We start from the raw sequence: 23,502 nt of genomic DNA on the forward strand, positions 1-23,502 counted from the left end.
GGCGCCATCACATGAAGAAGGAACCAGGGAGGCACCTTGCTTACACTGTCCCATTTTTTGATACTAGGCGCGATCCTGTTTGCAATCAGCATCGTCGGTATTTTCCTTAACCGGAAGAATCTGATCATCATCCTGATGTCGATCGAACTGATGCTGCTTGCGGTGAACATGAACTTCATCGCTTTTTCGCATTACATGCAGGATCTTGCCGGGCAGGTCTTCGTCTTCTTCATTTTGACCGTTGCCGCCGCCGAATCGGCGATCGGTCTGGCGATTCTCGTCGTGCTGTTCCGTAACCTGAAGACCATCCACGTGGATGATCTGGACAGCTTGAAGGGTTGACCATGGAAATGCAAAGCCTGTACCTGCTCGTCCCCCTGGCGCCACTCGTCGGAGCCGCCATCGCCGGTCTTCTCTGCCGCGTGATTCCGCGCTGGGTGGCACATACGGCCGCCATTTCCGGCGTGGCGATTGCCTTCATCGCATCGGTAGTGATCTTCAAGGATGTGATGGCCGGCAATACCTTCAACGGTCCGGTCTATGAATGGCTGACTTCCGGCGATTACAGTTTTCAGGTCGGATTCCTGATCGACCAACTGACGGTAACGATGATGCTGGTCGTTACCTTCGTTTCGCTGATGGTGCATATCTATACCATCGGCTACATGCAGGACGATCCGGGCTACAACCGTTTTTTCAGCTACATCGCATTGTTTACCTTCTCGATGCTGATGCTGGTGATGAGCAACAACTTCATGCAGTTGTTCTTCGGTTGGGAAGCGGTGGGCCTGGTTTCCTACCTGCTGATCGGCTTCTGGTACACACGCCCGACCGCGATTCTGGCCAACATGAAGGCCTTTCTGGTCAATCGCGTTGGCGATTTCGGTTTCATTCTCGGGATCGGCCTGGTGCTGGCGCATTTCGGATCGCTCGATTACAAGACCGTTTTTGAGCACGCGCCCTCGCTGGCAAGTTCCACAATCACCTTATACGAAGGTTGCGAGGGAGGCACCGTTTCCCTGATGAGCGCCATCTGCATCCTGCTGTTCATCGGTGCGATGGGCAAGTCGGCGCAGGTTCCACTGCATGTCTGGTTGCCTGATTCGATGGAAGGTCCGACGCCGATCTCTGCGCTGATCCATGCAGCGACCATGGTCACCGCCGGTATCTTCATGGTGGCACGCATGTCGCCACTGTTCGAACTCTCCAATACGGCGCTGTCCTTTGTCGTGATCATCGGATCGATCACTGCGCTGTTCATGGGCTTTCTCGGCATCATCCAGAACGACATCAAGCGTGTGGTGGCCTATTCGACGCTCTCGCAGCTCGGTTACATGACCGTGGCGCTGGGCGTCTCGGCTTACTCGGTGGCGATCTTCCATCTGATGACCCATGCCTTCTTCAAGGCGCTCCTCTTCCTTGGCGCCGGCTCGGTGATCATCGGCATGCACCACGATCAGGACATCCGCAACATGGGTGGTCTGCGCAAGTACATGCCGATTACCTGGCTGACATCGTTGATCGGTTCGCTGGCGCTGATCGGTACGCCATTCTTCGCCGGTTTCTACTCGAAAGATTCAATTATTGAGGCGGTTGCGCTGTCGGACATTGCCGGCTCGGGATTTGCCTACTTTTCGGTCATGGCCGGTGTGTTCATCACCGCTTTCTATTCCTTCCGGATGTACTTTCTGGTGTTCCATGGCGAGGAGCGATTCGGCAAGCCGCACGACGCGGCACACGCTGCGCACGACAGTCATGCCAAGCAGGATGCGCATGACGACCATCATGCCGATGACACGCATGAAGAGCATCATGGTCTGGCGCCCGGCCAGAAACCGCATGAGACACCCTGGGTGGTGACCCTTCCGCTCGTACTGCTGGCTATTCCTTCGGTCGTTATTGGTTACATCGCCATCGAACCGATGCTGTTCGGCGACTATTTCAAGGACGCCATTTACGTCAATGCCGAAGCCCATCCGGTAATGGAAGAGCTTGCGCACCACTTCCACGGCGCTACTGCCATGGCACTGCACGCCGTCAGTACGCCTGTGTTCTGGCTGGCATTCGCGGGCGTTGCACTGTCGTGGTTCTTCTACCTGAAGCGGCCCGCCATCCCGGCTGCGCTCAAGGTGGCCAGCGGGCCGATCTACACCCTGCTAGAAAACAAGTTCTACTTCGACAAGTTCAATGAGGTGGTCTTTGCCGGCGGCGCGCGCCTGCTCGGCAGAGGGCTCTGGAAGGGCGGCGACGCGGGCGTAATCGACGGTTTTGTCGTCGGTGGTGCGGTGCGATTGGTGGGCTGGGTCTCGACGATGGTTCGCTTCTTCCAGTCGGGGCACATTTACCACTACGCCTTCACGATGATTTTTGGTGTCTGCGCGCTCCTTTCCTTCTGGCTGCTGCGCGCCTGAACTGTATAAAGAGACTGGGAACGATATGTCAGGTTTGCCGCTTCTCTCACTCGCCATCTGGGTTCCGATTCTGTCCGGCATTGTCGTGCTGGCGACCGGATCGGATCGCAATGCACCGCTGGCGCGAATGCTTGCCTTGCTCGGCGCGGTTGCCGGCCTGCTGGTCACCATCCCGCTCTATACCGGCTTCGACATGACGACGCCGGCGATGCAGTTCGTCGAACTGTCGCCGTGGATACCGCGCTTCAACATCAACTACCATCTGGGCGTTGACGGCATCTCGATGCTGTTCGTGATCCTCAACAGCTTTATCACCATCATTGTCGTTCTCGCTGGATGGCAGGTCATCGACAACAAGGTGGCTCAGTACAACGCCGCTTTCCTGATCATGTCGGGTCTGCTGAACGGCATTTTCGCGTCACTCGATGGCATGCTTTTCTATGTGTTCTTCGAGGCTTCGCTGATCCCGCTCTATCTGATCATCGGCGTCTGGGGCGGGCCGAATCGCGTCTATGCCGCATTCAAGTTTTTCCTGTTTACGTTGATGGGTTCGCTGCTTTTCCTGATTTCGCTGATCTACCTTTTTGTTCATTCGGGCGGCAGTTTCTCGATTCTCGACTGGCAGCAGATGCCGATCGCCATGGTGCCCCAGATGTGGATCTTCCTGGCTTTCCTTGTCGCCTTCGCCGTCAAGGTGCCGATGTGGCCGGTACATACGTGGTTGCCGGACGCGCACGTTGAAGCACCGACCGGCGGCTCGATCGTGCTGGCTGCCATTGCTCTAAAGCTGGGTGCCTACGGCTTCCTGCGTTTTTCGCTGCCGATCGCACCGGATGCCTCGCAAGAGCTTTCTGGCCTGATCATCGGCCTGTCGCTGATCGCCATCATCTACATAGGTCTGGTTGCACTGGTTCAGGAAGACATGAAGAAGTTGGTGGCCTATTCGTCGATTGCCCACATGGGCTTCGTGACGCTGGGTTTCTTCATGTTCAGCGCGCTCGGTCTGGAAGGAGCGCTGGTGCAGATGGTTTCGCACGGCTTCATTGCCGGTGCCATGTTCTATTGTATCGGTGTCATGTACGACCGGGTACATTCGCGCCAGATTGCCGATTATGGTGGCGTGGTCAATACCATGCCGAAGTTTGCCGCCTTCTTCATGCTGTTCGCCATGGCCAACGCCGGACTCCCGGCGACGTCGGGTTTCGTCGGTGAATTCATGGTCATTCTGGCAGCGGTCAAGTTCAACTTCTGGGTCGCTTTTGCGGCGGCAACGACGATGATCGTTGGCGCGGCCTATACGTTATGGATGTACAAGCGCGTGGTTTTCGGTGCGGTGGGCAATCATCATGTGGCCGAGCTTGCCGACATCAATGCACGCGAATTTTTCGTTCTGCTCCTGCTCGCCGCTGGCGCGCTGGGCATGGGTATCTACCCGCAGCCTTTCACTGAAGTCATGCACAGCTCCGTCAATGAGTTGTTGCGTCACATCGCTGTAAGCAAGATCCTATAATTGGTATCCGCTATGACGCTTGCCGAAATGCAATTTGTACCGCCTGACCTTCGTCTGGCCAGCGCGGAGATTTTCCTGCTGGCGATGGCTTGCCTGATTCTGATCGTCGATCTGTTCGTCAAGGACAAGAAACGCACAGTGACTTTCTTTCTTACGCTGCTGGCGCTGGTCGGTGCGGCAGCCGCCACGATCCTGACAAGTTCCGGAGAGATCGTTTATACCTTCAGCAACATGTACGTCGGCGACCTGATGGGCGACCTGCTCAAGCTCTTGCTTTACGTGACCGTGATGGTCGTGCTGGTCTATTCACGCGGCTATCTCCAGGATCGTCCGCAAATGGCCAAGGGCGAGTACTACTCGCTGACCCTGTTTGCCACGCTGGGCATGATGGTAATGATTTCAGCGAATCATTTCCTGACGGTATATATCGGTATTGAACTGCTTTCGTTGTCGCTCTACGCTTTGGTCGCGCTCAATCGCGATTCAATCCCTGCAACCGAGGCCGCGATGAAGTACTTTGTACTGGGCGCACTGGCTTCCGGCTTGCTGCTCTACGGCATGTCGATGATCTATGGCGCCACAGGGTCGCTGGAGATTTCTGCAGTTTCCGAGCATCTGTTCAGCGGGCAGGTCAACAAGGCAATCCTCGGTTTCGGGCTTGTCTTCCTGGTGTCCGGTATTGCCTTCAAGCTCGGTGTCGTTCCTTTCCATATGTGGATCCCGGATGTTTACCACGGCGCCCCGACGGCGGTAACGCTGTTCATCGCCAGTGCACCAAAGCTCGCTGCGTTCGCCATGGTCATCCGCCTGCTGGTGAACGGGCTGCTTGTCGCTGCGCAGGACTGGCAGACGATGCTGCTTATCCTCTCGGTTCTATCGATGGCTGTCGGCAATTTTGCCGCCATCGCGCAAACCAATCTCAAACGCATGCTCGCCTATTCGGCCATTTCGCACATGGGCTTCATGCTGCTTGGTTTGGTGACCGGTGTCGTGGGAGGCGATGCGCGCTTCGCCCTCAATGCCTACAGCTCGTCAATGTTCTATGTCATCACCTACGTGCTGACCAGCGCCGGTACTTTCGGAATGATTCTGCTGCTTGCCCGTGCCGGCTTTGAATCCGATGAAATCAGTGACTTCGCCGGGTTGAACAAGCGCAACCCGTGGTATGCAGCTCTCATGATGATGATGATGTTCTCGATGGCCGGCATCCCGTTCTTCGTTGGCTTCTTTGCCAAGTTCTCTGTACTGCAGGCCGTCGTTGCCGCCGGTTATCTGTGGCTGGCCATCGCCGCCGTGTTCTTCTCTCTTGTGGGTGCCTACTATTACCTGCGCGTGGTCAAGGTCATGTATTTCGACCCCCCGGCAGACAAGTCGCGCATCGAAGCGCCAATGGATATAAAAATTCTGCTTTCGGCCAACGGTCTGGCCGTCGCCCTGATTGGAGTTTTCCCGCAGACCTTGATGTCGCTCTGTGCATTTTCCTTGTTGCGTTCGCTGTAATCAGTCTGCTTACTACACTTTGACGCAATGGACGCCCCGCTGGCCGGGGCGTTTTCATTTGTGGGGATACAGATGAAAAAACAACTCGCCAATGAGCACGCACACCTGGAAGAGACCCAGATCGAAAGCACACAGGTGTATCGCGGAAAACTGCTCGATGTGCGCCTTGATCGAGTGCGCTTGCCGGATGGGCACGAAAGCGCACGGGAGTATGTCATCCATCAGGGTGCTGTGGTCATCATTCCCGTGCTCGACAGTGGAGAGTTGATCTTCGAACGGCAGTATCGCTATCCGCTGCGCAGAGCCTTTCTTGAGTTGCCGGCCGGGAAGATTGAGGACGGTGAAGACATCCTCAAAACCGCAACGCGGGAACTGCTTGAGGAGACGGGGCACAGCGCAAGCCAGTGGCGCTACCTGGGGGTGGTGCATCCCTGCATTGGCTATTCCAACGAGCGCATCGAGATCTATATCGCGCAAGGCCTGCGACGCGAATCAGACCAGCAGCTTGATCACGGCGAGTTTCTTGACGTGCTGAACCTGAGCCTGGACGAGGCGTTGGACGCGATTCGCCGCGGTGATGTCACCGACGGAAAAACCATCGCGGCTCTCTTCTGGGCAGAAAAAGTCCTGCGTTCCGGCTGGTAGGGATCCGCAATGCAATACCGGTTCTGCCCTACGCCTGAACGGGCTCCATAGGGATGGCGCTTATCGTTCTTCCGGGTGGGTGTAGCATTATCCCTGCAGCACGGACAATACCGGCCGAAGGAGACTGATTCCATGACGCATACAATTGCAGACCTCCTGCAACCGCTGGCGCAAGCGCGGGAGGTGGTGGTTTTCACGGGTGCCGGCCTCTCGGCGGACAGCGGCATCCCGACCTTCAGAGATGGCGCCACCGGCCTGTGGGCCAACATTGACCCCGAGGAAGTCGTGAGCATCGAGGGCTTCGAGAGGGATCCGGACAAGGTCTGGGCCTGGCACGAGTCAATGCGGTCGCTTGTCGCCGATGTATGTCCCAATGCCGGACACGATGAGATCGCGGAACTCGAAAGCCTGTTGCCGAATGCCCGGGTGACTGTAGTCACCCAGAATATTGATGGCCTGCATCAGGCCGCCGGGAGCACTCGGGTCCTGGAAATTCATGGGAGTGCTCTGCGCGTTCGCTGCCATGATCATTGCGGATTTGTCGAAGCATGGGAGGCCGGCCAGACGCCACATCGGCGCTGTCCCTCCTGCGGTGCTCCGGCGCGTCCGGATGTCGTCTGGTTCGGCGAAGCTCTGGACGAGGAAGTGTTCTCACTGGCGGCACAAGCCACGCTTGACGCCGACGTTTTCTTCACCGTGGGTACCTCGGCGATCATCCAGCCTGCGGCGAGTCTGGCGATGGCAGCGAAGGAGTACGGCGCCCTTTTGATCGAAGTCAATCCCCATGAAACGCCATTTTCTGAGCACGCGGATTACTCAGCGCGCATCGGCGCCTCGGAGTTCTTTCCATCTCTTCGGGAAGCGCTGGAAAATTTCCTGGAGAAAACTGACGGAAGGGATGGCAATGATCATGGACGCTAACGGGGTGGGTGAATCGATTTGGCCTTGTTAGACGAGGTCTCTTGCCTTAGCTTTTTGGCCTTTTTCACATCCAGAATGATCTTTATCGCAGCCACCAGATTTACCAGGCACACGGCTAGGGCTGGCCAGAGGGGTAATTCCTGGCCGGACTTGGAGCCGTATAGAAGCAGGCCGCCGAGTGCGAGGCCGCCGATCAGAATAGTCATTACGCCGCCGCTCATGAAGCCTTCTTGCATCCGTTTCAAAGCCAAATCCTCCATGGTATGTACTCCGCAGACGGGACAGTCCGCCAGCCCGGTATCAAGGGCCAAATTTACCATGTAGCCGCGCGCGGTGACACCCCCGAGGCGGCGAAGGCCAGCCAGGGCGTCACTCCCCTACAGAAAGATGCTTTGCTGATCATTGTCCCGGATTGCTCCTCCGCTGCGCGAAGTAATGGCGCTTAGCGCAACATCGTGGAGGGATAGCCTGAAAGCGGTCGGTGCTGCCAGCGTCGCACCAGCAGCAAGATCGAAGCGGCCAGCTGGCGAGGCGCCACTCTTGGCTTGGTCGACTGCGGATGCGTGACAACCAGCCTCGATGCGCAGAGTGCCGAGGCGACGACCGCGGCGTCATCCCCGATCAGCCAGCTTTCACCCGGCTTGAGAATGATGTCTTGCTGGCTGCCCTCTCGTGTGATCCAGATTTTCCCGGATGTGCAATGCAGGCGATTTCCAGCGGCCCGATCCAGGGCCAGCAGTTCGCGCTTGGCAAGTTCATAACTGGTTTGTTGCGCCTGTTGTGCCATGATCCTTTCCCCCATGCGTTTTATGCATAGACAGAATGCCTCTGCATTGATTGCAAAGATAGGACGTACCCTACATACTGACAAACGATCATTACGAATGTATCGCATGAGAAAAACGCATGGATAGCCGCTTGCAACGCTTGCCATCGCTTGATCCGCTGAAGGGTTTCGACGCCGCCGCGCGCCATCTGAGTTTTACGAAGGCCGCGGCTGAGCTGTTTCTTACCCAGTCTGCGGTCAGCCGCCAGATACAGACGCTGGAAGAGCAACTCGGCGTCCGGCTGTTTCGCCGTGAAACGCGGCGACTGGTCCTGACGCCGGAAGGCGAGCTGCTGCATCGCGTCGTGATCGAGATACTTTCGCGACTGACCGAAGTCTGCGCCGGCTTGCGTGCTGGTCGGTGGCGACCGCGCGTGACCGTTTCTGCCGCCGTCGGAATCGCCGCGCTGTGGCTGGTGCCGCGTCTTTCTGCGTTTCAGGAAATCGAGCCCGATGTCGGTGTGCGGCTCTCGGCGGATAACCGCATCGTAGACCTCGACCACGAGGATATCGATCTCGCTTTGCGCTATGTATCGCCTGACAATGCACCATCGGGCTCTGTGCTGCTTTTCGAAGAGGAGGTTTTTCCTGTGGCGGCGCCCGAACTGGCCGCTCGTCTGCCTGCAACACTGCGTCCCGAAGATCTGGCCCAGGTATCGCTGCTCGCCTTTGAGCACGGCCATCAGGCGCCTTGGCTCTCATGGGATCCATGGCTAGCCGGAATGGGTCTGGCGAATGCGCCGCCGAAGGCCGTGATGCAATTCAATCAGTACGATCAGTTGATTCGGGCCGCCGAAGATGGCCGTGGCATCGCACTCGGGCGTGGTCCGCTGGTTGCGCAGATGATGTCCGAAGGAAAACTACAATTGATCGGCGGCACGCGATTGCGGGTCGCCGCGCGCGGCTACTACCTGGTTCGCACGCAGCCATCGGCGCGACCCGAGGTCGAGCGTTTTGCCACATGGCTGTTAGGCGAAGCGAAGCAGACTGAACGCGATGCGCAGGCCTGATTGTTCTTTTCATGTTCTGCCGGGTACGGGAATTTGCGTATCACATCCCTTCGCGGCGAAAATAGCGCATTGGTCGCCTGATTACGACCTGTTGGATTCGCCGACTTGAGCTCGTACTGCTTTTCTCTTCGCACTCCGTCGCTGGCCATCGTCATGGCCGCGCTGCTTGCTGCTTGCGCTGCACCCGCACCGCAGACCGGCATCGAATGGCGTCCGTCGCCCAACTTTGACGCACGCCGGCCAAATCTGGTGGTCATCCATCACACCACCGACGAAACAGCCGAAGAAGCGTTGGGTACGCTGACCAACCCGGAGCGCAAGGTCAGTTCGCACTATCTGGTCGGCCGGGATGGCAAGGTCTTTCAGCTCGTTGACGAAAAAGACCGTGCCTGGCATGCCGGACTGTCATGGTGGAACGGGCAGAGCGACGTCAACTCGGCATCGATCGGTATCGAACTTGATAACACCGGCAGCGAACCTTTCCCCGATGTGCAGATTGACGCGCTGCTTGTGCTGCTCGCCGAAATCAAAGAGCGCAACGGCATACCGACCGCCAATTTTGTCGGCCACTCGGACGTTGCACCGGGGCGCAAGGTCGACCCGAGCGACTTCTTCCCCTGGGTGGCGCTTGCCGCGCACGGCTTCGGCCTGTGGTGCGCGCCACCCTATCCGCTGGCTCCGGACGGTTTCGACTCTGGCCTTGCGCTGGCCGCGTTAGGCTACAATCCGAGCCTGCCGGAAGCTTCGGAACGGGCATTCCGCCTGCATTACATGCACGACGTCGGCGATCAAAGTCTGAGTGAGGCTGATGACATTCAGATGGCAATCGCTGCAAGAGATTTGCTCTTCTGCCTGGTTCAGCAGAAAGCGACTCTCGGCAGCGACTGATCGTTTCGATCGAGCACCAGCGCGCACGAACTGCCAGCGCGCGAAATATTGGTCCCGGTTGAACATCATATGTTGATGGAGTGCCCCCGCGGTTTTTGATGACTCCGCAATCCCTGATCGCTCATTACGCACTGGCGAACGCTGTCCCCAAGTGAGTGCGGCTCCCCATTGTTGGAAATTCACCGATATCTGCACCCGGATAGTGCATGCAGGGTAGCTGCATGTACTGCGCAAAAATACAAACTATTTGTAATGCGCTGAAAATAAACGATAAAAGTTAACTGGCACGAAGTCTGCTGTTGAGAGGCATGAGTCGAGATGCAAGAGCGTCTCGGATGCCGATTTTTTCATCAGGAGCTAACTTCATGAAACAGTACGCGATGCAAAACAAATGGTCATTGCGGGCGGCACGGTTTGTCCGTTGCGCGCTGACCTCAGCCGTCGTTGCGACATTCGTCGTCGGCGCACCCGCCATGGCGGCCAAGGCGAAGATCGAGCGGCCGGATCTCAAGTTCGGCTTCATCAAGCTGACCGACATGGTGCCGCTGGCCATTGCTTATGAAAAAGGCTATTTCGAAGACGAAGGTTTGTTCGTCACCCTGGAAGCCCAGGCCAACTGGAAGGTGCTGCTTGACCGCGTCATCTCGGGCGAACTTGATGGTGCCCATATGCTCGCTGGACAGCCGATTGGCGCCACCATGGGGTACGGCACCAAGGCTCACATCATCACCGCCTTCAGCATGGACCTGAATGGCAACGCCATCACCGTTTCGAATGCGGTCATGGACGAACTGAAGAAGAAGCTGCCGAAGCAGGCGGACGGCAAGCCGGAGCACCCGATCAAGGCCGAGTATCTGAAGGCCGTCGTGGACGACTACAAGAAGCAGGGCAAGAGCTTCAAGATGGGCATGGTGTTCCCGGTATCCACCCACAACTACGAGCTACGTTACTGGCTGGCTTCGGGCGGTATCAAACCCGGTTATTACGCACCGTTGAAGGGCGACACGACGGGTCAGATCAATGCCGACGTGCTGCTTTCGGTCACTCCGCCGCCACAGATGCCAAGCACCATGGAAGCCGGCACCATCGATGGCTACTGCGTTGGCGAGCCGTGGAACCAGCAGGCCGTGTTCATGGGAATTGGCGCCCCGGTCATTACCGACTACGAGATCCAGAAGAACAATCCGGAGAAGGTCTTCGGGGTGAACAAGGACTGGGCCGACAAGAATCCGAACACGCACAAGGCCGTTGTCAAGGCGCTGATTCGTGCCGGCTACTGGCTTGATGCCGAGAACAACAAGAATCGCGCGGAAGCGGCGAAAATAATCGCCAAATCCAACTACGTCGGCGCCGACTACAAGGTTATTGCCAACAGCATGACCGGCACCTTCGAATACGAGAAGGGTGATGTGCGCAAGGTTCCCGACTTCAACGTCTTTTTCCGCTACAACGCCACCTATCCCTACTACTCGGATGCCATCTGGTACCTCACGCAGATGCGCCGCTGGGGCCAGATTCCCGAGTACAAACCGGATTCCTGGTATCTCGATATGGCGAAAAAAGTCTACCGCCCCGAGGTTTACGCCAGCGCGGCGAAGGAGCTGATCGCCGAAGGCAAGATGAAGGCGTCCGACTTCCCCGACTTCGACAAGGAAACCGGATTCAAACCGCCAGCGAAGGATTTTCTTGACGGCGTGGTGTACGACGGCACAAAGCCGAACGCCTACATCGATAGCCTGAAGATCGGCCTTAAAGGCAAGGAAACGGTGAAGTAGTTTTGCTGGAATGACTTCTGTCGCCGGGAATGTGGGTCTGCGAGACCGCGAGACTGTGACGCAGCCCCGGCGATGTGAACTCCGAATGATAGGAACGAAACTTTTGGACTTTGAGGACCACTGTCATGATTAACGAAACGGCAAGTATTCTGACCAAGACGGGCCTGACCTGGTTCGTTCCCTTTTTGCGACTGGCGGCAGGTGAAGACCCGCGCCAGCAGATGAAGGAAATTCTGTTGCAGATCGGCGTTCCGGTTCTCGCATTTGCGCTTTTCCTGGCAGTGTGGAACGTCCTCGCCGCCGGTGTGCATACCAGCCTCGGAACCATTCCCGGCCCGATGCAGGTGGTTGCGGAGGCCAAGGGATTGGTCGAGGAACACTACAGCGAGCGCGAAAAGGCAGCTGGGTTTTACGAGCGCCAGGAAGCTCGCGTTGCCGCGGCCCTGGCTGAAGACCCGACGGCCGAAGTCACGATGCGCACCTGGACCGGCAAACCGACGTATCTCGACCAGATCATTACCAGCCTGTACACGGTTTTCACCGGTTTTGCGCTGGCTACGCTGGTGGCCGTTCCGCTTGGCATCCTGTGCGGTTTGTCACCGACCTTTCAGCTCGCGATCAATCCGCTGATCCAGATCTTTCGGCCGGTATCGCCTCTCGCCTGGCTGCCGATCGTCACCCTTGTCGTCAGCGCGGTGTACGTTACATCCGACGGTGCCTGGTTCGAAAAGTCGTTCATCACTTCGGCAGTGACCGTGACGCTCTGCTCCTTGTGGCCAACCCTGATCAATACGGCGCTGGGCGTTTCGTCGATCGACAAGGATCTGATCAACGTTGCCAAGGTGCTGCGCCTCCCGTGGTATACCAAGGTAGTGAAAATCGTATTGCCGTCATCGCTCGAGCTGATCTTCACGGGTCTGCGCCTGTCGCTCGGGGTGGGCTGGATGGTGCTGATTGCCGCCGAAATGCTGGCGCAGAACCCCGGCCTTGGCAAGTTCGTCTGGGACGAATTTCAGAACGGCAGTTCACACTCGCTCGGCCGCATCATGGTCGCCGTATTCACCATCGGTTTCGTCGGCTTCCTGTTGGATCGGGTGATGTACACGCTGCAGCAAATGGTCAGTTTCAGCGGGCAATCACACTAAAGAACCCAGCCATCACAACAAGGACTCACCATGTCTAATCTGCAACTGAAAATCGTGGAGCCCGAGTTGGCTGTCGCCGAGCCGGCCAATGCGACCCCGGCCGCCGTGACGGGTACTCCGATCCTGGAACTGAAGAACCTGTCCAAATCCTACGGAACCGGCGCAAATGTCACGTCCGTACTCAAGGACATCAACCTGCAGATCAAGGACGGTGAGTTCGTCGCCATCGTCGGATTTTCCGGAAGCGGGAAAACGACACTGATTTCGCTGATCGCCGGGCTGATCGCTGCCGACAGCGGCGCCGTCCTCCTCAATGGCCAGCCAGTCGATGGGCCGGGTGCGGATCGCGGGGTGGTGTTTCAAAGCTATTCGCTGATGCCCTGGATGACCGTGCGGCAGAACGTCGCGCTCGCCGTTGATCAGGTGTTCAGGGATTCCCCCAAGGCCGAGCGCGAGGCCCGTGTCGAAAAATACGTCGCCATGGTGAATCTCACCCCGGCCATGGACAAGCGTCCCGCCGAACTGTCGGGGGGTATGCGCCAGCGCGTCTCTGTTGCCCGTGCGCTGGCTGCCAGCCCCGAGATACTGCTGCTCGACGAGCCGCTTTCGGCGCTCGATGCGCTTACCAGAGCCAATCTACAGGACGAAATCATTCGCATCTGGAGCCAGGAGAAGAAGACCGTCGTGCTCATCACCAACGATGTGGACGAAGGCATCATCATGGCCGACCGCATCATTCCGCTCAACCCCGGCCCCGGCGCGACGTTCGGGCCGAAGTTCGAAGTTACCCTGCCGCGCCCGCGCGATCGCACCGGGATCAATCATTCGCCCGAGTTCAAGCGCATCCGCAAGGAAGTTACCGCCTACCTGATGCGGGTCGGCTCCGAGCAGGCTGCCGGAGGCGATGCAAAGGTTGTCGCGTTGCCGGGCGTGCGGCCCAATACCAGCCGTGAGCACCAAGCCAGCCTTAAAGGCGTTGCAATGCCCATTGCGCTTCCGGCGCATGCCGATCGCTACGTCGAATTCTCGCAAGTCTCGAAGATCTATCCGACAAAGAAGGGGCCCGTCACCGTCGTCGAAGAATTCGACCTGAAGATCAGGCAAGGCGAGTTCATTTCGGTTATCGGCCACTCCGGTTGCGGCAAGTCGACGGTACTCTCGATGGTCGCTGGCCTCAGCGACATCAGTCTGGGAGTCATCGTTCTTGACGGCCGCGAGGTGGCCAATGCCGGCCCCGATCGTGGCATTGTCTTCCAGGCGCCGAGCCTGGTTCCTTGGCTTACCGCCTACGAAAACGTCGCTCTCGGGGTCGAACAGGTCTATCCCCACGCCAGCCGTCAGGAGCGCCGTGACATCGTCGGGCATTTTCTTGAGCGCGTCGGGTTGGCCGACGCTGCCGACAAGAAAGCCGCCGAGCTTTCCAACGGCATGAAGCAGCGGGTCGGCATTGCACGTGCCTTCGCGCTATCTCCCAAGTTGCTGCTGCTCGATGAGCCATTTGGCATGCTCGACTCGCTCACCCGCTGGGATCTGCAGGAAGTGCTGATGGAAGTCTGGAGCCGTAGCCAGCTAACCGCCATGATGGTCACCCACGACGTGGACGAAGCGATTCTGCTGGCCGACCGTGTGGTGATGATGACCAATGGTCCACGCGCCAAAGTCGGCAAAGTGCTGGAAATCAACCTGCCCAGGCCGCGTACCCGAAAGATGCTGCTCGAACATCCGGACTACTATCCCCTGCGCGAGGAGTTGCTGGGCTTCCTGTCCGATTGCGGGCACGGCTAGTCTGTGCGGAGGCAGCTATCCGAGGCGTTCAACGACGTGTTCGGCGATGGCCAATGAAGCAGTCAGCCCCGGCGACTCGATACCGAAGAGGTTGATCAGGCGCGGAACGCCGTGCGTTTCTTGCCCCTGGATCAGAAAGTCGGCCGCCGCGTCCTGCGGCCCTGAAATTTTCGGCCGGATACCGGCATAGGCCGGGGTCAGCGCACCATCATGCAGGCCCGGCCAGTAACGGCGAATCTCGTTGCAGAATGCATCGGCGCGTACTGGATCGACACGATAGTCGGGTTTGTCACCGAGCGCTGGCAGCCACTCGACGTCGGGGCCAAAGCGCGCCTGTCCGCCAAGGTCGAGCGTCAGATGAATGCCCAGGCCTCCCGGTTCCGGCAGCGGGTAGATCAGCCGCGTAAAAGGTGATTTCGCGGTGAGGGCACAGTAGTTGCCTTTGGCATAGAAGGCCGGCGGAATCTGCTCTGCCGGAAACCCCTCCAAGGAGGCGGCGACCTGCGTCGCGTAGAGCCCGGCGGCGTTGATCACGATGTCGGCTTTGAGTTGCGTCGGATCCTTTCCGCCAATCTCCAGAATCATCCCGTCGTCTTCGATGCGGCCGGCGCACACCGGGCTGCATACAGCCAGAGTCGCGCCGTTGCGTTCGGCATCACCGAGCAGCGCCAGCATCAGGCCATGGCTGTCGATGATGCCGGTTGACGGGGAGAGCAGGGCGGCAGTGCATCTGAGCTCGGGTTCCAGTCGGCGCGCATCGCCGGCGCCAAGTGGTTGAAGATCGTCGACGCCATTGGTTTCGCCCTGCCGACGCAGTGCGTCCAGTCGGGCTTCCTGTTCCAACGAAGTAGCGACGAGCAGTTTGCCGCAACGGCGGTGCCGGACGCCGTGCGTGGCGCAATAGTCATAGAGGAGACGCCGACCGACGACGCACAGCTGAGCCTTGAGCGAGCCGGACGGATAATACAGACCGGCGTGGATCACTTCGCTATTGCGGGCGCTCGTTTCGGTGCCGAACGCATCGTGCCGTTCGACAATGATTGTCGCGATACCGCGTTGGGCCAGCGCGCGTGCGCACGCCAGTCCGACGACACCGGCGCCGATCACTATCGCTGCGATCTTTTCCATTCTGTAAGGCTCCACCCGATCGGGTGCATGGTAATTCGGCAGACCGTATACCAAGCATTGAACGTATACTGACGCATAGGCCAAGGAAAGTTCATCTTGGATGGGCTAAGCTGCACGGCTGTCGAAGCAAAAAAGCCGCAGAACCTGGTGGTTTTGCGGCTTGAAGAACCTGTCTGGAATATCTCGGATTGTTGTTTGGTGCCCAGGAAGGGACTCGAACCCCCACAGTGTTGCCACCACTAGGACCTGAACCTAGCGCGTCTACCAATTTCGCCACCTGGGCAGTTCCAGAGAAGGCGGGATTCTAATGGAACGTCAGAAAATGTCAATCAAAAAACTATCGAAGACCAGAAGAAACGACCCGCACTTTGACCGCGAAGTCGCGAAATACGAGCACCCCCTGCCGTCACGAGAGTACGTGCTGCAAGTCCTGGAGGAGCAGGGCAAACCGGTCAGTTTCGACGAGCTGAGCGCGCTGCTCGACATTCATCAGCAGGAAAGCGAGATGTTCCAGCGCCGCCTTGCTGCGATGGAGCGCAACGCGCAGCTGATGCGCAACCGCAAGGGCTCGTACATCGTTCCGGAGCGCGCCAGCCTGATTGCCGGGCGCGTGGAAGGGCATGCCGACGGCTATGGCTTTTTCATCCCCGACGAGGGTGGAGACGATCTGTTTCTTGATGCCAAACAGATGTCCAGGGTGCTGCATCGTGACCGGGCGCTGGTACGGGTTGTCGGCATGGATCGCCGGGGGCGTCGCGAAGGGGTAATTGTCGAGGTGCTAGAACGGGCCAACAGCCGGGTCGTCGGCCGGGTTCTGGTTGAGCATGGCATTACCGTAGTCGTACCTGAAAACCGCCGTATCAACCAGGACATTCTGGTTGCGCCGGAAAAGAGATCCAAGGCCAGGGCAGGCCAGGTGGTGATCGTCGAAATCATTGAACAGCCTAACCGTCACGCGCAGCCCATCGGGCGAATTGTCGAAGTGCTGGGCAATTACGCCGATCCCGGCATGGAAATAGAGATCGCGCTGCGCAAGCACGATATGCCTTTCGAGTTTTCGCCAAAGGTTCTGGAGGAGACCAAGGCATTGCCGGCCAAGGTCCGGAAAACCGAGTGGGCCGGACGCAAGGATTTGCGCGATCTAGCGCTCGTGACTATCGACGGCGAAACGGCAAGGGATTTCGACGACGCCGTCTTTGCGGAGAAGAAGGGGCGTGGCTGGCGGCTGGTGGTGGCCATTGCCGACGTCAGCCACTACGTTCGACCCGGCATGGCACTTGATCGCGAGGCAATGGATCGCGGGAATTCCGTCTATTTCCCGCGTCGGGTGATCCCGATGCTGCCGGAAAAACTCTCCAACGGTCTATGTTCGTTGAATCCTGACGTTGAGCGCCTGGCCATGGTGTGCGACATGGATATCAACAGCCGCGGCGAAATCAAGGACTATACGTTTTATCCAGCCGTCTTCCTTTCCAGGGCGCGGCTGACCTACGATCAGGTGTGGAGCTGGCTATCCGGTATCGCAGAGCCGCAGAACGATACGCATCGCGCCGTGCAGCCGCAATTGCAGGCGCTGTACGCGCTGTTCCATATCCTGTTGAAGGCGCGGCATAAACGTGGTGCGATCGATTTCGAAACGATCGAGACGATGATGCTGTTCAACGACCAGGGAAAGATCGACAACATCGTTCCGGTATTCCGCAACGATGCCCACCGCCTGATCGAGGAATGCATGCTGGCGGCCAATGTGTGCGCCTCGGCGTTTCTCGAAGAGCACAAGCAGCCGTGTCTGTATCGGGTGCACGAAGGGCCGACGCCGGAGAAGCTCGAAGGTCTGCGCAACTTTCTCAAGGAATTCGGCCTGAGCCTGCCCGGTGGCGAAAGCCCGACGGCCAAGGATTACGGCGCGCTGCTCGAAAAGATCAAACCGCGCCCGGATGCCCAGTTGCTGCAAACGGTGATGTTGCGCTCGCTGCGACAGGCCATGTACAGCCCGGACAATGTCGGCCACTTTGGTCTTTCCTACGAGCACTACACGCACTTCACGTCGCCGATCCGGCGTTACCCCGATTTGCTGGTGCACCGCTCGATCAAGGCCGTGCTCGATGGTGTGCGGTATTCGCCGGGCAAGTGGGACGATATCGGCCTGCATTGCTCGATGACCGAGCGGCGCGCCGACGAGGCATCGCGTGACGTGAACAACTGGCTCAAGTGCTATTACATGCGCGACCGGATCGGCGAGGAATTTGCCGGAACCATTGCGTCGGTCGTTCCATTTGGCGTTTTCGTCGCGCTGGATTCCGTCTATGTCGAAGGCCTGGTCCACGTTTCCGAGTTGGGCGAGGATTATTTCAAGTACGACAACGTCAAGCATTTGATGCTCGGTGAGCGAAGTGGACAACGCTTTCGTTTGGGGGATCGTCTGCAAGTCAAACTGGTGCGCGCCGATCTGGAAACCGGACGTATCGACTTCGTGCTGGCCAATCCATCGGCGCAAACCCACGTGCCTGCACTGAAGCCAGCTTCGAAAGGCGCGTCAAAAGCGCGCCGCTGAGTGCGCGCTTACGCTGTCCGCACGTCAAGGGCTTGGCCACCCGGACGTTTCCCGTGCCAAAGTAAAATACGCTTCTAATTCCGCCTGCGAGAATCATTCATGTCACAAACCCGCTTCATCCACGGATTTCACGCCATCATCGCCAAACTGCGTCATCAACCCGACGCCATTCTTGAGATATTCATCGACGCTGAACGCCATGATGCCAGGGTGCGGGATCTGATGCGCCATGCCGAGCTGCACACAGTCAGGGTCGTCCCGGTGGATGCAAAACGACTCGAAGGCATGGCCGGTGGCGATATGCGGCATCAAGGGGTGGTGGCCAGGGTTTCCGGCGAGTCGCGTCATGTCGCGCTTGACGATGTGCTGGATACGCTGGAAGAACCCGCTTTCCTGCTGGTGCTGGACGGCATTCAGGACCCGCACAATCTCGGTGCCTGCCTGCGTGTTGCCGACGCCGTGGGCGCGCACGCCGTCATCGCCCCGAAAGACAGGGCAGTCGGTCTGACACAAACGGCGATCAAGGTGGCCAGCGGTGCGGCGGAGAGCGTGCCCTACATCACCGTGACCAATCTGGCGCGTACGCTACGCGAGCTGAAAGAACGTGAAATCTTCCTGATCGGTACCGATGCCGACGCCACGGAAGACCTCTACTCGGCACAATGGCCGCTGGCCACCGCGTGGGTGCTCGGCGCCGAAGGCGATGGCATGCGCCGCCTGACGCGCGAAGCCTGCGATCAACTGGTGAGTATTCCGATGCTCGGTTCGGTGCAGAGCCTGAACGTATCGGTCGCTACCGGAGTTTGCCTGTACGAGGCAAGGCGGCGACGCGGAAACTGATTGTCAAATATCTCCAAAGCTTGCTCGTGATAATTCTGATGTTTTCACACCCTGGTGGGCTTGCACCGAGTTCCGGGCGATAACGGATTATTCAACCTGATTGAAGGAAGTTCCATGCCTGAGCTTGACAGGGCGCAGCGCCGTCGTCGCAATACGGCTTTGGTCGTCGTCCTGGCGGCCTATGTCATTTCGTTTTTCCAGCGCTTCGCACCGGCGGGCATCGCCCAGGATCTGACTGCGGCCTTCAATACCACGGCCTCATCGCTCGGTGCGCTGGCGGCGACCTATTTCTACGTTTACACGGTAATGCAAGTGCCCACCGGCATTTTTGTCGACACCTTCGGGCCAAGGCGGATTCTCCTGCTGGGCGGTATTGTTGGTGCTGCGGGGAGTCTCTTGTTCGGTATGGCGAGCTCGCTGGAGTTGGCGCTGGTCGGACGTACCCTGATCGGCCTGGGCGTCTCCGTTACCTTTATTTCCATGCTCAAGTTCATCGCCGTGTGGTTTGACGAAAAGCGGTTTGCCAGCATGGTCGGCGTGGGTTTGCTGGTCGGCAATCTTGGCTCGGTGCTGGCGGGCGCTCCATTGTCATGGTTGGCACAAGCGGTTGGATGGCGATCTGTCTTTGTCGCTATCGCGTGCGTTTCGTTGTTGCTCGGTATCGCCTGTTGGGTGCTTGTGCGCGATCGACACGATGGCGGCACAATTGGTGAAGTAAAGAAGCCGCACTTTGACCGCACGGTAGTTCTCTCCGGCCTGCTGCAGGTTGTCAGAAACCGTGCGACCTGGCCAGCTGCGTGGATCAATCTTGGCGTCAGCGGAAGCTTCTTTGCGTTTGGTGGCTTGTGGGCGACGCCGTTTCTGGTTGAGGCGCACGGGATGACGCGTACCGTTGCGGCCAGTCACGTCAGCTTGTATTTCACCTGTTTTGCGCTGTCGTGCGTCGGTGTCGGTACGCTTTCGGATCGCCTTGGCAAACGCAAGCCGGTACTCGTCGTTGGCACCCATCTCTACGCGTTGACCTGGGTCGTCTGGCTCTCCGGCGTTGCGCTTCCCCTGTACGCCAGCTACGGCATGTTTGCGCTGATGGGAATTCTTACCGCCAGCTTCACGCTCACCTGGGCATGTGCCAAGGAAGTCAATCCGCCGCTGCTTTCCGGCATGTCAACCAGTATTACGAATATGGGCGGCTTTCTCGCCGGAGCGATTTTGCAGCCACTATTCGGCTGGGCAATGGATCTGCATTGGGCCGGTGGCGTGAGCAGTTCAGGCGCGCGCCAATACACCGCGGGAGATTATCATGCCGGCATTGTTCTGCTGGCGTTGACGGCGGCGATTGGGGCCATCGCTTCCTGGCGCATTCGCGAAACCAATTGCCGGAACATCTGGCTGTCGTCGAGTGAAAACTAGAGTTCATACCCCCGCTTCAGACGCCACTGCTTGACCAGTGCGTAGATGGCCGGAATGACGGCGAGCGTGAGCACCGTTGAAGATATCATTCCACCAACCATCGGCGCGGCGATGCGGCTCATTACCTCCGAGCCGGTACCGGTGCCCCACATGATCGGCAGCAGGCCGGCCATGATGGCCACGACCGTCATCATTTTCGGGCGGACACGCTCGACGGCGCCTTCCATTACGGCTGCATACAGGTCGCTGGTCGTCGGTTTGCGTCCGGACAGGTGACATGCCGCTTTGGCCTCCGCCCAGGCCTGATCAAGGTAGATCAGCATGACCACGCCGGTCTCGGCCGCGACACCGGCCAGGGCGATAAATCCGACCGCCACCGCCACCGACAGATTGTAGTCGAGCAACCACATCAGCCAGACGCCGCCGACCAAGGCGAAGGGCACCGAGAGCATGACGATAAGCGTTTCGGTGAGGCGTCTGAAGTTAAGGTAGAGCAACAGGAATATGGAAAGCAATGTCACTGGAATAACGATCTTCATCTTCGCGATTGCCCGTTCCATGTACTCGAACTGGCCGCTCCAGGTGACGTAGTAGCCGGGCGGAAATTCGACTTGTTCGGCGACCGCCTTTTTCGCGTCGGCGACGTAGCCGCCGAGGTCGCGGTCGCGGATGTCGACATAGATGTACGCGGAGAGCAGGGCGTTCTCGGTGCGGATGCTGGGCGCCCCCTTGGCGACGGCCACCTTGGCCAGTTGCCCGAGTGGAATCATCGCGCCGTCCATCGTCGGTATCAGTACTTCACGGGCGATCTGCTGCGGGTCGGAGCGCAGCTCGCGCGGATAGCGAACGGAGACGCCGAAACGTTCGCGGCCTTCGACCGTGGTGGTCACCATTTCACCGCCGAGCGCACTGCCGATCACGTCCTGCAGGTCGCCGACCGCGAGCCCGTAACGCGCGAGTTGTTCTCGATCCGGTTCGATGTTGAGATAGAAGCCGCCGGTGATTCGTTCGGCAAAAGCACTTGTGGTGCCGGGTACTGTCTTCACAACGGCCTCGATTTGCTTGGCCAGCTTTTCCATTTCGCCGAGATCCTTGCCGAAGACCTTGATGCCGATTGGCGTACGGATGCCGGTCGACAGCATATCGATTCGCGCCTTGATCGGCATCGTCCATGAGTTTGCCACCCCCGGGAATTGCAGAGCCTTGTCGAGTTCGGCAATCAGCTTGTCGGTGGTCATTCCGGGGCGCCATTCGGAGTCGGGCTTGAGGTTGATCACCGTCTCGAACATTTCGGTCGGTGCCGGATCGGTCGCCGAGTTTACGCGCCCGGCCTTGCCGAAGACCGAGGCCACTTCGGGAAAGCTCTTGATGATCTTGTCTTGAGTTTGCAGGAGTTCCGCTGCCTTGGTGATCGACATTCCCGGTAGCGAAGTAGGCATATAGAGCAGCGATCCTTCGTTCAGCGTCGGCATGAACTCGGAGCCGAGCTGCGACGCAGGATAGTACGAGATGCCGAGAACCGCCACGGCCGCGACGATGGTCGCCTTCTTCCAGCGCATGACGCCGGTGATGATCGGCCGATAGGCCCAGATCAGGGAGCGATTCACCGGATTCCTGGACTCCGGCATGATCTTGCCGCGGATGAACAGGATCATCAGCACCGGAACCAGGGTTACCGAGAGCAGGGCGGCGCCGGCCATGGCAAAGGTCTTGGTGTAGGCCAGCGGTGAGAACAGCCGCCCTTCCTGCCCCTCCAGCGCGAATACCGGCAGGAAGGATACGGTGATGATCAGAAGCGAAAAGAACAGCGCCGGTCCGACCTCTCTGCACGCAGAAAGCATGGCATCGATGCGATCACTGTCCGAGTGTTCGTCAGGCAGGCGTTCGATGTGCTTGTGGGCGTTCTCGATCATCACGATGGCCGCGTCGATCATGGCGCCGATGGCAATGGCAATGCCGCCGAGACTCATCAGGTTGGAGTTCATTCCCAGCGAACGCATGGCGATAAAGGAGATGAGTACGCCGACCGGAAGCATCAGGATCGCAACCAGCGCGCTGCGCACGTGCATCAGAAAGACGATACACACCAGCGCGACGATGATTGCTTCTTCGATCAGCGTTCTCTTGAGCGTGTCGATGGCGCGATGAATCAGCTCGGAACGGTCATATACCGCTTCCACGCTTACGCCCTCGGGCAGGCCGGAGGCGATTTCAGCAATCTTTGTTTTGAGGTTCTGGATCACTTCCAGCGCGTTCGCGCCGTAGCGCGCCATGGCAATGCCCGACACCACCTCCCCTTCGCCGTTGAGTTCGGTCAGGCCGCGCCGTTCGTCCGGAGTCAGTTCGACCCGGGCGATGTCGCGGATCAGAACCGGCGTGCCCCTGTCGCTCTTGACGACCAGCATTTCGATGTCGCTCCTGCCGCGCAGGTAGCCCTTGCCGCGCACCATGTACTCGGTTTCGGCCATCTCGACGACGCGGCCGCCGACATCGCGGTTCGAGTCGCGGATCGCCTGCGCCACCTTCATCAGCGGGATACCGTAGGAACGCAGCTTCACCGGGTCGACGGTGACCTGATAGGTCTGCACGAAGCCGCCGACTGAAGCGACTTCGGCGACACCGTGCGCCTTGGTCAGTTGATAGCGGACGTACCAGTCCTGGATGGTGCGTAGTTCGGCCAGCGTCTTGTCCCTGGCCAGAAGCGCATACTGGTAAACCCAGCCGACTCCGGTGGCATCCGGCCCGAGCGATGGCGTGACGCCCTTCGGCATGCGGCTGGAGGCGAAATTCAGATATTCGAGCACGCGCGAGCGAGCCCAGTAGATATCGGTGCCGTCCTCGAAAATGATATAAACGAAGGACGCGCCGAAGAATGAGAAGCCACGCACGACCTTGGATTTCGGCACCGACAACATGGCCGTGGTGAGCGGATAGGTTACCTGATCCTCGACCACCTGCGGCGCCTGTCCGGGATACTCGGTGTAGACGATGACCTGGACGTCCGAGAGGTCGGGCAAGGCATCGATCGGCGTGCGCAGTACGGCAAAGATGCCACCGATGGTGATGAACAGGGTGGCGAGCAGGACCAGAAAACGGTTCTTGCCCGACCATTCGATAATGTTGGCCAGCATGGCGCGAATCTCCGTGGCTGTCG

The 23,502-nt window shown here is 58.7% G+C and carries 18 protein-coding genes and 1 tRNA gene; 14 read left to right on the forward strand and 5 right to left on the reverse strand.

Annotated elements, in window-relative coordinates; translation table 11 throughout:
• Nucleotides 1-36 precede the first annotated feature (36 nt).
• The 6 genes from nuoK to PROAA_RS10835 all read left to right on the forward strand — a co-directional run bounded on the left by nuoK (nt 37) and on the right by PROAA_RS10835 (nt 6,987).
• On the forward strand, nt 37-342 hold the full coding sequence (gene nuoK / locus PROAA_RS10810) for an NADH-quinone oxidoreductase subunit NuoK (RefSeq protein ID WP_186411350.1): 306 nt from the start codon (nt 37-39) through the stop codon (nt 340-342).
• A 2-nt stretch (nt 343-344) separates the two neighbouring features.
• On the forward strand, nt 345-2,411 hold the full coding sequence (gene nuoL, locus PROAA_RS10815; RefSeq protein WP_186411351.1) for an NADH-quinone oxidoreductase subunit L: 2,067 nt from the start codon (nt 345-347) through the stop codon (nt 2,409-2,411).
• Nucleotides 2,412-2,436: 25 nt separating this feature from the next.
• Nucleotides 2,437-3,921 carry an NADH-quinone oxidoreductase subunit M gene (locus PROAA_RS10820; RefSeq protein ID WP_186411352.1) on the forward strand — a complete coding sequence of 495 codons (1,485 nt, stop codon included), beginning with the start codon at nt 2,437-2,439 and terminating at the stop codon, nt 3,919-3,921.
• A gap of 27 nt (nt 3,922-3,948) precedes the next feature.
• Entirely contained in the window at nt 3,949-5,421 is a 1,473-nt protein-coding gene (nuoN, locus tag PROAA_RS10825; protein WP_186411371.1) for an NADH-quinone oxidoreductase subunit NuoN, read from the forward strand.
• A 72-nt stretch (nt 5,422-5,493) separates the two neighbouring features.
• Nucleotides 5,494-6,066, forward strand: coding sequence for an NUDIX domain-containing protein (locus tag PROAA_RS10830; protein WP_186411353.1), 573 nt, complete (start codon nt 5,494-5,496; stop codon nt 6,064-6,066).
• 132 nt (nt 6,067-6,198) lie between these two features.
• Nucleotides 6,199-6,987: an SIR2 family NAD-dependent protein deacylase gene (locus tag PROAA_RS10835; RefSeq protein ID WP_186411354.1), complete on the forward strand. Its 789-nt coding sequence runs from the start codon at nt 6,199-6,201 to the stop codon at nt 6,985-6,987.
• Here PROAA_RS10835 and PROAA_RS10840 read toward each other — a convergent pair.
• On the reverse strand, nt 6,984-7,247 hold the full coding sequence (locus PROAA_RS10840) for a hypothetical protein (protein WP_186411355.1): 264 nt from the start codon (nt 7,245-7,247) through the stop codon (nt 6,984-6,986). The genes PROAA_RS10835 and PROAA_RS10840 overlap by 4 nt on opposite strands.
• A 182-nt stretch (nt 7,248-7,429) precedes the next feature.
• Complete coding sequence (locus PROAA_RS10845; RefSeq protein WP_186411356.1) at nt 7,430-7,774, reverse strand: DUF2917 domain-containing protein; 345 nt, start codon at nt 7,772-7,774, stop codon at nt 7,430-7,432.
• A 119-nt stretch (nt 7,775-7,893) separates the two neighbouring features.
• Here PROAA_RS10845 and PROAA_RS10850 point away from each other — a divergent pair, with 119 nt between their 5' ends.
• From PROAA_RS10850 to PROAA_RS10870, 5 genes are all read left to right on the forward strand, one after another.
• Entirely contained in the window at nt 7,894-8,823 is a 930-nt protein-coding gene (locus PROAA_RS10850; protein WP_186411357.1) for a LysR substrate-binding domain-containing protein, read from the forward strand.
• Nucleotides 8,824-8,928: 105 nt separating this feature from the next.
• Nucleotides 8,929-9,711 (forward strand): N-acetylmuramoyl-L-alanine amidase, encoded by a 783-nt coding sequence (locus PROAA_RS10855; protein WP_222102215.1) that lies wholly within the window; start codon nt 8,929-8,931, stop codon nt 9,709-9,711.
• 365 nt (nt 9,712-10,076) lie between these two features.
• Nucleotides 10,077-11,486, forward strand: a complete 1,410-nt coding sequence (locus tag PROAA_RS10860) for a CmpA/NrtA family ABC transporter substrate-binding protein (RefSeq protein ID WP_222102216.1) — start codon at nt 10,077-10,079, stop codon at nt 11,484-11,486.
• 125 nt (nt 11,487-11,611) lie between these two features.
• A complete protein-coding gene (locus tag PROAA_RS10865) occupies nt 11,612-12,631 on the forward strand; it encodes an ABC transporter permease (protein ID WP_186411358.1) in 1,020 nt (339 codons plus the stop codon).
• Between the two features lie 30 nt (nt 12,632-12,661).
• On the forward strand, nt 12,662-14,416 hold the full coding sequence (locus PROAA_RS10870; RefSeq protein WP_186411359.1) for an ABC transporter ATP-binding protein: 1,755 nt from the start codon (nt 12,662-12,664) through the stop codon (nt 14,414-14,416).
• Nucleotides 14,417-14,431: 15 nt separating this feature from the next.
• Here the strand turns inward: PROAA_RS10870 and PROAA_RS10875 are convergent, their stop codons facing one another.
• Both PROAA_RS10875 and PROAA_RS10880 read right to left on the reverse strand, forming a co-directional pair.
• Nucleotides 14,432-15,544 carry an NAD(P)/FAD-dependent oxidoreductase gene (locus PROAA_RS10875; protein WP_186411360.1) on the reverse strand — a complete coding sequence of 371 codons (1,113 nt, stop codon included), beginning with the start codon at nt 15,542-15,544 and terminating at the stop codon, nt 14,432-14,434.
• A gap of 196 nt (nt 15,545-15,740) precedes the next feature.
• Nucleotides 15,741-15,827 (reverse strand) — tRNA-Leu (locus PROAA_RS10880).
• Nucleotides 15,828-15,866: 39 nt separating this feature from the next.
• Here PROAA_RS10880 and rnr point away from each other — a divergent pair.
• From rnr to PROAA_RS10895, 3 genes are all read left to right on the forward strand, one after another.
• Nucleotides 15,867-18,098: a ribonuclease R gene (rnr, locus tag PROAA_RS10885; protein ID WP_186411361.1), complete on the forward strand. Its 2,232-nt coding sequence runs from the start codon at nt 15,867-15,869 to the stop codon at nt 18,096-18,098.
• Between the two features lie 99 nt (nt 18,099-18,197).
• Nucleotides 18,198-18,938: a 23S rRNA (guanosine(2251)-2'-O)-methyltransferase RlmB gene (rlmB, locus tag PROAA_RS10890; RefSeq protein ID WP_186411362.1), complete on the forward strand. Its 741-nt coding sequence runs from the start codon at nt 18,198-18,200 to the stop codon at nt 18,936-18,938.
• A 114-nt stretch (nt 18,939-19,052) separates the two neighbouring features.
• Entirely contained in the window at nt 19,053-20,348 is a 1,296-nt protein-coding gene (locus tag PROAA_RS10895) for an MFS transporter (RefSeq protein WP_186411363.1), read from the forward strand.
• Here PROAA_RS10895 and PROAA_RS10900 read toward each other — a convergent pair.
• Complete coding sequence (locus tag PROAA_RS10900; protein WP_186411364.1) at nt 20,345-23,479, reverse strand: efflux RND transporter permease subunit; 3,135 nt, start codon at nt 23,477-23,479, stop codon at nt 20,345-20,347. The genes PROAA_RS10895 and PROAA_RS10900 overlap by 4 nt on opposite strands.
• Between the last annotated feature and the right edge of the window lie 23 nt (nt 23,480-23,502).

The organism is Candidatus Propionivibrio aalborgensis (assembly GCF_900089945.1).
Classification (GTDB): Bacteria; Pseudomonadota; Gammaproteobacteria; order Burkholderiales; family Rhodocyclaceae; genus Propionivibrio; species Propionivibrio aalborgensis.

What these genes read in the sequence shown, in the direction of transcription:
- PROAA_RS10860 (WP_222102216.1), top strand. Translation starts at nt 10,077, where the DNA reads ATGAAACAGTACGCGATGCAAAACAAATGGTCATTGCGGGCGGCACGG.
- PROAA_RS10840 (WP_186411355.1), bottom strand. Translation starts at nt 7,247, where the DNA reads ATGGAGGATTTGGCTTTGAAACGGATGCAAGAAGGCTTCATGAGCGGC.
- PROAA_RS10875 (WP_186411360.1), bottom strand. Translation starts at nt 15,544, where the DNA reads ATGGAAAAGATCGCAGCGATAGTGATCGGCGCCGGTGTCGTCGGACTG.
- rlmB (WP_186411362.1), top strand. Translation starts at nt 18,198, where the DNA reads ATGTCACAAACCCGCTTCATCCACGGATTTCACGCCATCATCGCCAAA.
- nuoL (WP_186411351.1), top strand. Translation starts at nt 345, where the DNA reads ATGGAAATGCAAAGCCTGTACCTGCTCGTCCCCCTGGCGCCACTCGTC.
- PROAA_RS10865 (WP_186411358.1), top strand. Translation starts at nt 11,612, where the DNA reads ATGATTAACGAAACGGCAAGTATTCTGACCAAGACGGGCCTGACCTGG.
- PROAA_RS10900 (WP_186411364.1), bottom strand. Translation starts at nt 23,479, where the DNA reads ATGCTGGCCAACATTATCGAATGGTCGGGCAAGAACCGTTTTCTGGTC.
- PROAA_RS10835 (WP_186411354.1), top strand. Translation starts at nt 6,199, where the DNA reads ATGACGCATACAATTGCAGACCTCCTGCAACCGCTGGCGCAAGCGCGG.
- PROAA_RS10845 (WP_186411356.1), bottom strand. Translation starts at nt 7,774, where the DNA reads ATGGCACAACAGGCGCAACAAACCAGTTATGAACTTGCCAAGCGCGAA.
- PROAA_RS10820 (WP_186411352.1), top strand. Translation starts at nt 2,437, where the DNA reads ATGTCAGGTTTGCCGCTTCTCTCACTCGCCATCTGGGTTCCGATTCTG.
- PROAA_RS10870 (WP_186411359.1), top strand. Translation starts at nt 12,662, where the DNA reads ATGTCTAATCTGCAACTGAAAATCGTGGAGCCCGAGTTGGCTGTCGCC.
- PROAA_RS10850 (WP_186411357.1), top strand. Translation starts at nt 7,894, where the DNA reads ATGGATAGCCGCTTGCAACGCTTGCCATCGCTTGATCCGCTGAAGGGT.
- nuoN (WP_186411371.1), top strand. Translation starts at nt 3,949, where the DNA reads ATGCAATTTGTACCGCCTGACCTTCGTCTGGCCAGCGCGGAGATTTTC.
- PROAA_RS10830 (WP_186411353.1), top strand. Translation starts at nt 5,494, where the DNA reads ATGAAAAAACAACTCGCCAATGAGCACGCACACCTGGAAGAGACCCAG.
- PROAA_RS10895 (WP_186411363.1), top strand. Translation starts at nt 19,053, where the DNA reads ATGCCTGAGCTTGACAGGGCGCAGCGCCGTCGTCGCAATACGGCTTTG.
- rnr (WP_186411361.1), top strand. Translation starts at nt 15,867, where the DNA reads ATGTCAATCAAAAAACTATCGAAGACCAGAAGAAACGACCCGCACTTT.